The following is an 11,679-nucleotide window of genomic DNA, read 5'->3' as shown; positions in this document are numbered from 1 at the left end:
GTTCTCCCAGGCGCAGCGGAGAGGATGGGAGGCGTGAGCGCCCCGAACCAGTCCGCACCGCCTGTCCTGTACACCGGCATCGTGCTCTACAGCGCCGAGGACCCCGAGGCCTCGGCCATGCTCGTCGCCGACGGGCTGATCGCCTGGACCGGACCGGAGGACAGCGCGCTCGTGCTGCACCCCGAGGCCGAGCGCGTGGACGCGACCGGATGCCTGGTCACGCCCGGCTTCGTCGACGCGGCCGCGACTGCTGACGGGACCGATCCCGACCCGGCCGGGGACGCCGCCGCGGCCCGACGCGGGATCGTGCTGCGCCTGCCCGGCCCCACGGGGATGCGCGAGGGCGTGCAGGTCATCGCCCCCGTCACCGAGGACGCCGACTATCTCGGCCTCGTCGGCGAGGGCACCCCGCTCGCCTTCGGCTCCGCCGGCCGTGCCGAGGACGCCGAGCCCTGGAGCTGGGTGCGGGCCGCTGCCCGCACCGCCCCCGCCGCCCACCGCATCAGCGACCGCGCCGCCTTCCTCGCCGCGAGCCGCGGCGGGCAGCGGGTGGCCGGCCGCCGCCATCCCGGCACCCTGCGCACCGGCCTGCCCGCGACCTTCGTGGTGTGGGAGCCGTGGGACCTCACCGTCCGCTCCCTCGCCGAAGGGGTCGATTCCTGGTCCACCGATCCCCGCTCCCGCACCCCGCTCCTGCCGGATCTCGACCAGGGCGCGCCCCGTGCCCTGCGCACCGTGATCGACGGCCGCCTCGTCCATGACGATCTCGGACGGGGACCGCACGGCGGGGACGCCACGTGAGCACCGTCTCGCGGGCCGCGAGCGCCCGGGCCGCCGCCGGACGCTTCCGCACCGGTCCGCGCCGTCCGCGCGAGGAGTTCGACCCCACGCCGTGGCCGGTCGCGCTCGGCAGCGGCGTCGCCGGCGGGTTCTGCGCCCTGCTCGCCTTCCCGCCGTACGACCTGTGGATGCTGCTGCCCGTGGGGATCGCGCTGCTGTGCGCCGGGCTGCTGGTGCGCTCCGCCTGGCTCGCCGGCCTCGTCGCGCTGCTGTGGGGGCTCGCGTTCTTCGTGCCGCTGACCGAGTGGGCGAGCACCTACGCGGGCTCCGCGCCGTGGCTCGCGCTCGGCGTGTTCGAGGCGCTGTACATCGTGGTGTTCGGTCTCGCCGCACGCGCCGTCATGGTGCGCCGTGGCCTGTGCGCCTCGACCGCGATCGTCGTCTCCGCGCTCTGGGTGGGGGTGGAGACGCTGCGGGGCACCGCGCCGTGGGGCGGCCTGACCTGGGGAGCGAGCGGCTTCGCGCTGTCCGACTCGCCGCTGCTGCACCTCGCGCCGTGGATCGGCATGGCCGGTCTCGCGCTCGTGGTCGCGCTGCTGGGCCAGCTGCTGCTGCTCGGGGCGCTCGCGCTGCTGGGTCGCCGTCATCGCGGGCTCACGGGGTTCGCCGGCGTGTGGCCCTTCGCGATCGCCGTCGCGGCGGTGCTCGCCACCGTCGTCGTCCCCCATCCCCTCAACCGCGCCCCGGCGGAGCGGACCTCGATGACCGTCGCCGCGGTCCAGGGCTCGATGGGGGAGATCGACCCGGTCAGCTACACCATGCCGGAGGATGTGCTGGACAACCACCTGGAGGCCTCCGAGGACGCGATCGAGCAGGCCCGCGCCGCGGGCACCGACCTCGAGCTCGTGATCTGGCCGGAGGACTCCACCGGCATCGACCCGCGCACCGACCCGTTCCTCACCTCCCGCCTGAGCTCCCTGGCGCAGGAGGCGGACGCCCCCGTGCTCGTTGGCACCCAGACTCCCGTGGGGGAGAGCGAGCGGCTGAACCAGTCGCTGCTGGTCACCGACGAGGGCGAGACCCCGTACGCCTACTCCAAGCGCCACCCCGTCCCGTTCGGGGAGTACATCCCGATGCGGGGCCTGTTCAGCCGCCTGACCGACAAGGTGGACCTGGTCACCCGCGACATGCTGCCGGGCCAGGAGATCGGCACCATGGATCTCTCCGCGCTCGGCCAGGGGGAGGGCACCGCCGGGCTGCTGATCTGCTTCGAGATCGCCTACGAGGGCCTCGTCCAGGACGTCGTGGACGACGGCGCGGAGATGATCGTCGTCCAGTCCAACAACGCGCTCTTCGGCGACTCGCACGAGGCGATCCAGCAGCTCGCCCAGGCGAGGGTGATGGCCGTCCTGTCCGGCCGCAGCGTCGTGCACGTCTCGACCGTCGGCCACTCGGCGATCTACAGCCCCGAGGGACGGCAGATCGACTTCGTGGACCACTGGGAGCAGGGCACGATGGTCGCCGACGTGCCGCTGCGCACGGGGACGACGCCCGCCGTCGCCGCCGGCCCGTGGATCGCGATCGGCCTGTCGGCACTCGGCGTGGTGGGACTGCTGGCCGCGCTGTCCTCACCGCGCCGCGCCCTGGCCCGCACCGCTTCCCGTCGAGGAGACCGATGACCCGCCCGTCCACCGCCCCGCTCCCGGCCACGCTCGTGGTGATCCCCACCTACGACGAGCGCGCGGCCCTGCCGGGCACCCTCGAGCGGCTGCGGCGCGCGGTGCCCGCCGCACACGTGCTCGTGGTGGACGACGCCTCGCCCGACGGGACGGGGGAGTGGGCGCAGGAGGTCTCCCGCACCGATCCGGCGGTCCACGTGCTGCACCGCCCCGGCAAGCAGGGCCTCGGCCCCGCCTATCTCGCGGGCTTCGCGTGGGGGCTCGAGCAGGGCTACGAGCAGCTGGTCGAGATGGACGCCGACGCCTCGCACCGGCCGGAGCAGCTGCCGAGCCTGCTGGAGGGCGTACGGCGAGGCGCCGACCTCGCGATCGGCTCGCGCTGGGTGCCCGGCGGCGCCGTGCACGACTGGCCCGCCCACCGGCGACTGCTCTCCCGCGGCGCGAACCTCTACGTCCGCGCGCTCATGGGTCTCGGCGTCGCCGATGCGACCGCCGGCTTCCGGGTCTTCCGCGCCGAGCTGCTCGAGCGCCTCATGGAAGGGGAGATCGCCTCCCAGGGCTACTGCTTCCAGGTCGACATGACGCGCCGCGCCCGCGACCTCGGCGCCGTCATCGCGGAGGTGCCGATCGACTTCGACGAGCGCACCGAGGGCGCGAGCAAGATGTCCTCCTCGATCGTGCGCGAGGCGCTGGTGAGGGTGACGCTCTGGGGACTCGCACGCCGCACCCAGCGGCTTCGCAAGGCCCTGCGCTAGCCTGGCGAGGTCTTCTCCCAGGAAGGGAACCGCCGTGACGAGCTCTCCGCACAGCACCCCGGGGGCCTCCCGCCGCCCGGACGACACCTCCCGCCGCCGCTCGCGCCTCGGCCGCGCCGTGCCCGCCCTGATCGTCGTGGTGGGCCTGCTCGAGCTGCTGATCCTCGTGCTCATCGGGGTGAACACCAGCCTGTGGTGGTCCGTGCTGATCGTCGTGATCGGCTGGCTCGTGGGCGTCGCGCTGCTGGTCGCCGCCGGGCAGCAGTCCTTCGTGCGTCTGCGCTCCCTGGTCCGGGCCGTGCGCGGCAGCGGGGACGTGCAGGACCACCTCTCACGCCCCGCGTTCACGCTGCTGTCCGCGCTGCTGTTCTTCTTCCCGGGGCTGCTCACCGACCTGGCCGCCCTCGTGCTGCTGCTGACGCCCGTGCAGAAGCGCGCCGTCGCCGCGACGGGGCTGGGCAGCGGCTCCGCGCAGGCCCGCACCGTCCTCTACCGACGCTCCGGCTCCGGGGTGATCGACGGCGAGATCATCCTGGACAGCCGCCGCACCGGCGAGGACCCCGCGCGAGGATCGGCAGGACGCCGCGACGACGGATCCGCCCCGCCGATGATCGTGCAGGACCCCGCTCCGTCGCCGGAGTGAGGCGCTGACGAGGAGAGCCCCCGTCCACCGAAACGGTGGACGGGGGCTCTCCTCGTCGGGGCGCCGCTGGACGGCCGGACCGACTGCTCAGAGGTTCCGGCGCTGGTGCAGCTTGCCGGCCCGCAGCAGCTCGAGGCGCTGGTCCAGGAGGACCTGGAGGTCCTCCTCGCTGCGCCGCTCGAGCAGCATGTCCCAGTGGGTGCGCACGGGCTTGCCGGGCTTCTCCTCGGGCTTCTCGTGGTCGCGCAGCACTGCGGTCTGACCGCAGCGGCACTCCCATACGGCCGGGACGTCGGCCTCCACCGAGAAGGGGAGGACGATGTGGTGCCCGTTCGGGCAGTCGTAGATCGCCTCCTGGCGCGGTGCGGCGAGCACGCCCTCGTCGGTCTCCATGGAGAGGGAGCCCAGTCGGGTGCCTCGCAGGCTGCGGCTGTTCATGCGGTTCTCGCTTCCTGCCGGGGATGGGGTACCGGACGGTGTGCTGTCCGGTGAGGTCTGTGGAGTGGTGGCATCCGGAGATGTCAACGCCTGCCGGGCCGGAGATGTTCCCGGAGCTGCGCGGCCCTCGAGGCTCAGGCGCCGTCGAGCAGCTCGGAGAGCAGGTCGACGCGATTGGTGATGATACCATCCACGCCCTTGACCAGCAGATCCTGCATGGTCACGGGGTCGTCGATCGTCCACACGTGCACCTCGCAGCCCGCGTGGTGCGCGGCGGCGACGGTCGCGGGGGTCACGATGGGGACGCCGCGGTGCTCGGGCGGGACCTGCAGCGCGCCGTAGGGGGCGAGCATGCGGTCCGTCACCGCCAGCGGGGCCTCGATCGCCCGGGCGGCGAGGAATCGGCTGATCACGCCCCGTCCGGGGCTGCGCACCGCGGTCGTGCCCGTGGCGGCGCGCAGGGTCGCGATCGTGCGGCGCACGACGGTCCCGTCGAATCCGGCGATGCACACCCGCTCCGCGCTGCGGGTCCGGGAGATGGCGGCCACGGCCGGCCCGATCGCGGAGGGGGTCTTCACGTCGATGTTGATCGGGACGTCCCGGAAGGTGTCCAGCACGTCCTCGAGCATCGCCAGGCGGGCGTCGCCGGGCAGGCGCACCGCGCCGGCCTCCAGGGCGCTGAGCTCGTCGATACGGCGCGGGTCCCCGGCCACGCGCGCGAGGTCCTCGTCATGGACGGCGAGGGCGAGGCCGTCGCGCGTGGCGCGGGTGTCGGTCTCGAGCATGTCCGCGCCGGCGTCGAGGGCGGCCTGGAAGGCGCCGAGAGTGTTCTCGGGCGCCTCGAGGGCGAGCCCGCGGTGCGCGATGCGTCGCGGGCGCGGGCCGGGCAGGAAGCGCGAGTCCGGCGCGCGGCGTCGGTCACGGCTGCTGCTTGTCGATGAGGGCATCCTCTTCCTCCTCGTCCAGTCCCCGGCGGCGCGGGCGCACCGTGCGGCGGGGACGATGTCCTGTGGTGTCCGGGTCGGTGTCCTCGGCGCTCGACGGCACGGTCCCGTCATCGCTCCGGCGGTCTGCCTCCTCGTGGTCGAGGTCCTGGAGCTGGCGGCGCACGCGCACGACGAGCGCGCCGGGGAAGAACAGCGCGAAGATCCACCACTGGAAGGCGTAGGAGAGGTGGGGGCCGAGGCCGGTGTCCGGCGCGGGCAGCGCCCGGGGGCGCTCGGCCTCGGGCTGCTCCGCGGCGAGCTCTCCGTAGGCGCCGGTGACCAGGTCGGGGTCCTCCAGCTCGAGCTGCTGGGCGATCTGAGGCGGGTTCACGGAGTGCGCCTGGCCTTCGAGCGGGGCCCGGTCCAGCACAGGTTCGGCCGGGCGCAGCCGGGCCGTGACGGTGAGCTCCCCGTCGGGGACGGGCGGGGCGTCGTCCGGGACGGACTCGGCGGAGTCCTCGGGCACCCATCCGCGCACGACCAGGAGGGTCGTGCCGTCCTCGGCGCGGAACGGGGCGAGCTGCCAGAAGCCGACCTCGCCGGAGAGCTGGCGGTTGCGCACGTAGACCACGCAGCCGGGCTCGGTGCAGTAGCTGCCCTGCAGCTGCACGGGAGTCCATTCCTGGTCCTCCGTGAGGGGCGCGTCATGGTCGGGCAGAACGTCCTCGAGCGGCACGGGGGCGGCATCGTAGTTCGCCTCGATCACCTGGGCGCTGTCGCGCTTGCCCTCGAAGCGTCCGAACTGCCACAGGCCCAGGAGCACGCACGCGGCGGCGAGGACGAGCACGAGCAGGAGCCCGAGCAGGGTCTCGCGGGAGAGCAGCAGGCGTCGGCGCGCGGCACGGACACCGGGGGAGCGGTCGGTCATCCGCGATCCGGTGCCGTGGCGCCCGTCCCGATCCCGAAGGTGCGGAGATACCCGGCGGACTCCTCGAGCACGCCGGTGAGGTCCTCGATCCCGAACCGCACCATCCCCACGAAGAGCAGCACCGTCAGCGCGGTCAGCAGCAGACCGAGCGCGGTGGCGGTGATCGTCATGCCCAGCCGCAGCCGAGGGCGGTCACGGCGCTGGGGTGCGGGCGGGAAGCCGTAGTCCTCGTCCTGGAGGTGGTTGTCGGTCCACATCCCGGGGTTCAGCACGGCGACCGGGTACTGCTCGACCCGCTGTCGAGGGCGGGCGCCGCTGGCGGGGACGTCCTCGGAGTCCTGCAGCGGGGCGGCGCCGCGCGCCTCGGACGGGTCCGTCGTCCAGAGCCTCCACCCCGCCGGCACCGGTCCCCAGCCGGGACCAGGCCGGAAGTCCGCCGGCGGCACCCACGCGTCATGCGGGGGCTCGGGCCAGTTCGGCGGGGGGTTGAAGCGCTGGGAGGAGGTCACGCAGGGACGTCCCAGGAGTAGGTGTCGGCGCGGGAGTCGAACTCGAGGGTGTTGTCGCCTGCGCGCTTGACGTCGAACAGCATCGTCATCGTGTACTCGTCCCCGGTGGAGAAGCCGTTCTCCGGGGTGAAGCCCACGCCGGAGCCCTTGAGGCTGTAGGAGGCACCGGCCGGGTCGACCGCGCCGCCGTAGGGCGTCTTCACGGCGAACTGGAACGGGTTCAGGCCCTCGAAGGTGCCCTCGGTGACGGTGAGCTTCGCGGTGACCACCAGGTAGTCGCCCTGCTCGCCGGCCTCGACGGGCTCGCCGTACTCGTTCTTGAGGTCCTCGGCGGGCGTGTAGGTCATGTGCACGGCCATCGTGCCCGCGCCGTCGGCGCCGACGATGTCGACCTCCTCCGCGGAGGCGTCGATCGTGGCGAGGTCCGTCGGGGTCGGCTGGGGCTCGCCGGCCTCGTCGTCCGTCGTCTCCTCGTCGGTGGTCTGCTCGCCGTCGGAGGTCTCCTCCTGCGTGGTGGCGGCCCCGCCGCTCGTCGGCTCGTCGCCGCCGCGGTTCAGCAGGATCACGCCGCCGATGATCGCGATCACGAGGGCGAGGACCAGGAGGATGATGCAGCCCACCCACCAGAAGCGCTGGAAGACCCCCTTCTTCGGCGGTTCCGCGCCTGTCGAGACGGGCCACGCCGCGCCGGGGTCGCCCGACGGGGAGCCCTGGCCGTAGCCCTGCGCGCCGTAGTCGGCGGGGGAGCCCTGCGCGTGTCCCGGCGCGGGGGTGGCCTGCCCGTAGCCCGCAGCGGGAGCGCCCTGGTCGTAGCCCGGCGCAGGAGCGGGCTGGTCGTAGCCCTGTGCGCCGTAGTCGGCGGGGGAGGCCTGCCCGTAGCCCTGGGCGCCCTGGGCGGCGGGGGTGGCCTGGTCGTAGCCCTGCGGGGCCGCGGCCTGCTGGCCGTGTGCCGAGTCGTCTCCGACCTGCTGACGGTCGTATGTCGGCGCGGCGGGCGCGGCGGACTCGTACGGGGCCTGCTGGGCGAGGTCCGCCTCGCGATCCGGACCGCTGTGCTCGGCGGTCTCGGACGATCCCTGCGCGGTCTCCCCGGTGCCCGCGACGTGGGTCGCGTCGTCCTCGGCGGCGGCCGGCTGCTGCGCGGGGGCAGGAGCCTGCGCCTCGGGGGCGGGGGAGGTCTGCGCGTCCGCGGCGCCGTCCGTCGTCGGGGCGGGGCCGTAGGGGCTGAGCGCGCCGTACTGTCCCGTCGATCCCTGCTCCTGGCTGTGTCCTGTCGCGCCCTGCTGCCCGGCTGCGGCATCGGTGCTCACGGGCTGCTCGGGCTGCTGCGCGACGTGCGTGCGCTCCAGCTCCGGATCGCCGGCGGCCTCGCCGGAGTGCGCCGCGCCCTGCTGCTCGTCGGCCGGCTCCGCGGCCGGGGCGTCCTCGGCCGCGATCCAGAAGTTCCACCCCTCCGGCGCCGGGCCCCATGACGGATCCGGCTGCCAGCCCGGCGGCGGCGTCCAGCTCGGATCGTCGATCGGCCAGTTCGGCGGCGGATTGAAGCGATAGGCCATCGTGCGGCACCTTCCGGAGCTGTTGTCGTGGACGGGTCCCCCCTCGGGTCCCGACGCTCTCTCGCCCCGTATCGTAGAGCACACACCCATCTCCGGGCGTCGCCGCCCCGTGCTGTCGCACAGCTCGCCGCCGCCCCGTCACGAAGGAGTCCGCATGACCCAGAGCACCCTCGAGCCGCGCAGCGTCCTGGTCACGGGAGGCAATCGCGGCATCGGCCGGTCGATCGCCGAGGAGTTCCTGCGCCGCGGCGACAAGGTGGCCGTGACCAGCCGCTCCGGCGCCGGCGGTCCCGAGGGCGCGCTCACCGTCGCCGCCGACGTCACCGACGGCGACAGCCTCACCGCCGCGATCAAGGCCGCCGAGGCCGAGCACGGGCCGATCGAGGTCCTCGTCGCGAACGCCGGCATCACCGACGACCAGCTGCTGCTGCGCATGAGCGACGACTCCTTCGAGAAGGTGCTGGACACCAACCTCTCCGGGACCTTCCGCACGGTGCAGCGCGTGATCAAGTCCATGGTCCGCAAGAAGAAGGGCCGGATCGTGCTGATCAGCTCCGTGGTGGGGCTGTACGGCTCGCCCGGACAGGTCAACTACGCGGCCTCGAAGTCCGGCCTCATCGGCCTCGCGCGTGCGCTGACCCGCGAGCTGGGCTCTCGCGGCATCACCGCGAACGTCGTCGCCCCCGGCTACATCGACACCGAGATGACCCAGCAGCTCTCCGAGGATCTCCAGTCCACCTATCTCTCCGCGATCCCCGCCGGTCGCTTCGCCGATCCGGAGGAGGTCGCACGCGTCGTGGCCTTCCTCGCCGGCGACGACGCCGCCTACATCTCCGGGGCCGTGATCCCCGTCGACGGCGGACTGGGCATGGGACACTGATCCCCGACCGGAACCGCTCGACCGTGAAGGCGTGAACCCACCCCGATGTCCTCCTCCGACCCCGCCAGTCGTCTGCTGCTCCTGATGCGCCACGGCAAGGCGGAGAACAGCTCCGGCCAGATCGATCACGAGCGCCCCCTGGCCGAGCGCGGGAAGTCCCAGGCCCGTCTGGTGGGCGAGTACCTCGCCGCGCAGAACGTGCGCGTCTCCCGGGTGCTGGTCTCGGACTCCACCCGGACCGAGGAGACCTGGGAGGCGGTCCGCTCGCAGATGCCGGACTTCGACGGCACGGTCACCGAGCACGAGGAGATCTACACCGCCGGCCCCTCCGAGCTGCTCGCGCTGCTCCACAGCCTCGACGCGCAGGAGCCGGTCGTGATGGTCATCGGCCACGAGCCCACCATCTCCTCGCTGACCGCGCTGCTGGCCGACGACGAGTCCGATGCGGGCGCCGCCGCGCAGGCCCGGATCGGGATGCCGACCGGAGCGATGGCCGTGCTCTCCGGCTCCCTGCCCGGCTGGGACCGGCTCGTCGAGGAGTCGCTCACGCTGCACACCATCGTCCGCCCCTGAGCTCGGCGGCGCAGCAGGCCGCCGAGCGCAGCGCCTCACAGGTCACCGGGTGGCCGCGGCCTCCAGATGGGGCCAGGCATCCAGCAGCGACTCGCCGTCCAGGACGACATCGGCGATCTCGCGCAGCGCAGGCTTGGCCCGGAACGCGATGCCGGTGCCCGCGGCGCCGAGCATCTCGCGGTCGTTCGCGCCGTCGCCCATCGCGACGATCCGCGCGACGGGAACTCCGTGGCGGGCGGCGAGCTCCTCGAGGGTGCGGCGCTTGGCCTGCCCGTCGATGATCGGACCGGAGACCCTCCCGGTGAAGCGGCCGTCCGCGATCTCGAAGCGGTTCGCGCGGACGTGGTCGATCCCCGCTTCGGCGGCGAGCTCGTCGATCACCTCGTGGAACCCGCCGGAGACCAGGGCGGTCACCCAGCCCGCGGCCTTCGCGCGGCGGATCAGCTCGAGCGCGCCGGGGGTGGGGACGAGGGAGGAGCGGACGGTGGCGAGCACCGACTCCTCGAGCCCCTCGAGCAGGGCGACGCGGGCCCGCAGCGAGGCGGCGAAGTCGAGCTCGCCCCGCATCGCAGCGGTGGTGATCTCCTCGACCTCGGCGCGCACCCCGGCGTGATCGGCGACCAGCTCGATCACCTCCTGGGTGAGGAAGGTCGAGTCGACGTCGGAGACGAGCAGACCGTTCGCGAGGGAGGTCGCGGCGGTCTCGGCAGCTGCGGCGCTCACGGCTCGATGACCGTGCCCTTGCCGACCACGGTGATGCCGGAGTCGGTGACCACCCAGCCGCGGGCGAGGTCCTTCTCCGCGTCCAGCCCGATCTGGGTGCGCGGCGGCACGATCACGTCCTTGTCGATGATCGCCCGGTGGATCTGGCAGTGCCGTCCCACCGTGACCCCGTCCATCAGCACCGAGTCCGAGACCGTCGACCACGAGTTCACGCGCACCCCGGGGGAGAGCACGGAGCTGGAGACCGAGGCGCCGGAGACGACCACGCCGGGGGAGATCACGGAGTCCACCGCGGAGCCCACGCGACCGGGACCGGCGTGGACGAACTTCGCCGGCGGCGCGTTGCGGTGCCCGGTGAAGGTGGGCCACTTGTCGTTGTAGAGGTTGAAGACGGGGTGGATCGAGATGAGATCCATGTGCGCCTCGTAGAAGGCGTCCAGCGTGCCGACGTCGCGCCAGTAGTCGCGGTCGCGGTCGGTCGAGCCGGGCACGTCGTTGTGGAGGAAGTCGTAGACCGAGGCGTCGCCCGCCGCGACGAACGCTGGCACGATGTCGCCGCCCATGTCGTGCTCGGAGGAGTCGTCCTCGGCGTCCTCGGTCACGGCCTCCACCAGCGCGTCGGCGGTGAAGATGTAGTTGCCCATCGAGGCGAGGACCGAGGAGGGGTCGTCCGCGAGGCCCTCGGTCTGCTTCGGCTTCTCGACGAAGGCCTGGATGGTGGTGGGGTCGGCCGGGTCGGTCTCGATGACGCCGAACTGGTCGGACAGCTCGATCGGCTGGCGGATCGCGGCGACCGTGCAGGACTTGCCCGAGGCGATGTGCGCGTCGAGCATCTGCGAGAAGTCCATGCGGTAGATGTTGTCGGCGCCGACGACGACCACGTACTCGGGCTTCTCGTCGTGGATGAGGTTCAGCGACTGCGCGATCGCGTCGGCGCTGCCGCGGAACCAGTGCTTGCCCATGCGCTGCTGCGCGGGCACGGGGGCGACGTAGTTGCCCAGCAGCGAGCTCATCCGCCAGGTCTGCGCGATGTGCCGGTCCAGCGAGTGGGACTTGTACTGGGTCAGCACGACGATCTTGAGGAAGCCGGAGTTGACGATGTTCGACAGCGCGAAGTCGATGAGGCGGTAGATGCCGCCGAACGGCACCGCGGGCTTTGCCCGATCGAGGGTCAGCGGCATCAGGCGCTTCCCCTCGCCGCCGGCGAGGACGATGGCGAGGACCTTTGTGGACGACATGGTGCGAGGATAGTCCAATCGTGGCCCCCGTCACGCGGGCTACCCTCACGA

Annotated in this window: 13 protein-coding genes; 6 read left to right on the top strand and 7 right to left on the bottom strand. The window is 73.0% G+C overall.

Annotated features, from left to right (window positions below; genetic code table 11):
- Positions 1 to 33: 33 nt before the first annotated feature.
- Genes D1648_RS08795 through D1648_RS08780 form a run of 4 tightly spaced genes read left to right on the top strand, consistent with a single transcriptional unit; the run spans position 34 to position 3,857 of the window.
- Complete coding sequence (locus D1648_RS08795) at positions 34 to 801, top strand: hypothetical protein (RefSeq protein WP_241155414.1); 768 nt, start codon at positions 34 to 36, stop codon at positions 799 to 801.
- Complete coding sequence (lnt, locus tag D1648_RS08790) at positions 798 to 2,459, top strand: apolipoprotein N-acyltransferase (RefSeq protein WP_122940792.1); 1,662 nt, start codon at positions 798 to 800, stop codon at positions 2,457 to 2,459. The genes D1648_RS08795 and lnt overlap by 4 nt, the downstream gene beginning before the upstream one ends.
- Positions 2,456 to 3,214 carry a polyprenol monophosphomannose synthase gene (locus D1648_RS08785; protein WP_122940790.1) on the top strand — a complete coding sequence of 253 codons (759 nt, stop codon included), beginning with the start codon at positions 2,456 to 2,458 and terminating at the stop codon, positions 3,212 to 3,214. Before lnt ends, D1648_RS08785 begins: the two co-directional genes overlap by 4 nt.
- Positions 3,215 to 3,248: 34 nt before the next feature.
- Complete coding sequence (locus tag D1648_RS08780) at positions 3,249 to 3,857, top strand: FxsA family protein (protein ID WP_122940788.1); 609 nt, start codon at positions 3,249 to 3,251, stop codon at positions 3,855 to 3,857.
- 87 nt (positions 3,858 to 3,944) lie between these two features.
- Here D1648_RS08780 and D1648_RS08775 read toward each other — a convergent pair whose 3' ends face one another.
- The 5 genes from D1648_RS08775 to D1648_RS18030 all read right to left on the bottom strand — a co-directional run bounded on the left by D1648_RS08775 (position 3,945) and on the right by D1648_RS18030 (position 8,214).
- Positions 3,945 to 4,295 (bottom strand): RNA polymerase-binding protein RbpA, encoded by a 351-nt coding sequence (locus D1648_RS08775; protein ID WP_010551569.1) that lies wholly within the window; start codon positions 4,293 to 4,295, stop codon positions 3,945 to 3,947.
- A 134-nt stretch (positions 4,296 to 4,429) separates the two neighbouring features.
- A complete protein-coding gene (locus D1648_RS08770; protein ID WP_122940786.1) occupies positions 4,430 to 5,242 on the bottom strand; it encodes a glycerophosphodiester phosphodiesterase in 813 nt (270 codons plus the stop codon).
- A complete protein-coding gene (locus tag D1648_RS08765; RefSeq protein ID WP_122940783.1) occupies positions 5,214 to 6,149 on the bottom strand; it encodes an SURF1 family protein in 936 nt (311 codons plus the stop codon). The genes D1648_RS08770 and D1648_RS08765 overlap by 29 nt, the downstream gene beginning before the upstream one ends.
- Positions 6,146 to 6,658 (bottom strand): hypothetical protein, encoded by a 513-nt coding sequence (locus D1648_RS08760; protein ID WP_122940782.1) that lies wholly within the window; start codon positions 6,656 to 6,658, stop codon positions 6,146 to 6,148. Before D1648_RS08760 ends, D1648_RS08765 begins: the two co-directional genes overlap by 4 nt.
- Positions 6,655 to 8,214: a hypothetical protein gene (locus tag D1648_RS18030; RefSeq protein ID WP_122940780.1), complete on the bottom strand. Its 1,560-nt coding sequence runs from the start codon at positions 8,212 to 8,214 to the stop codon at positions 6,655 to 6,657. The genes D1648_RS08760 and D1648_RS18030 overlap by 4 nt, the downstream gene beginning before the upstream one ends.
- Positions 8,215 to 8,368: 154 nt before the next feature.
- Between D1648_RS18030 and D1648_RS08750 the strand changes: the two genes are divergently transcribed.
- A complete protein-coding gene (locus tag D1648_RS08750) occupies positions 8,369 to 9,094 on the top strand; it encodes a beta-ketoacyl-ACP reductase (protein WP_122940778.1) in 726 nt (241 codons plus the stop codon).
- Positions 9,095 to 9,139: 45 nt separating this feature from the next.
- Entirely contained in the window at positions 9,140 to 9,667 is a 528-nt protein-coding gene (locus D1648_RS08745) for a histidine phosphatase family protein (protein WP_122940776.1), read from the top strand.
- A gap of 42 nt (positions 9,668 to 9,709) precedes the next feature.
- Here D1648_RS08745 and serB read toward each other — a convergent pair whose 3' ends face one another.
- Complete coding sequence (gene serB / locus D1648_RS08740; RefSeq protein WP_122940773.1) at positions 9,710 to 10,390, bottom strand: phosphoserine phosphatase SerB; 681 nt, start codon at positions 10,388 to 10,390, stop codon at positions 9,710 to 9,712.
- Positions 10,387 to 11,628 carry a glucose-1-phosphate adenylyltransferase gene (gene glgC / locus D1648_RS08735; protein WP_122940771.1) on the bottom strand — a complete coding sequence of 414 codons (1,242 nt, stop codon included), beginning with the start codon at positions 11,626 to 11,628 and terminating at the stop codon, positions 10,387 to 10,389. The genes serB and glgC overlap by 4 nt, the downstream gene beginning before the upstream one ends.
- Positions 11,629 to 11,679: the final 51 nt, after the last annotated feature.

Origin of the sequence: Brachybacterium sp. EE-P12 (assembly GCF_003711805.1) — a bacterium.
In the GTDB taxonomy this organism is placed as follows: domain Bacteria; phylum Actinomycetota; class Actinomycetes; order Actinomycetales; family Dermabacteraceae; genus Brachybacterium.
Note: the sequence above shows the minus strand (reverse complement) of the source record. Positions and strands in the feature narration are given on the sequence as shown.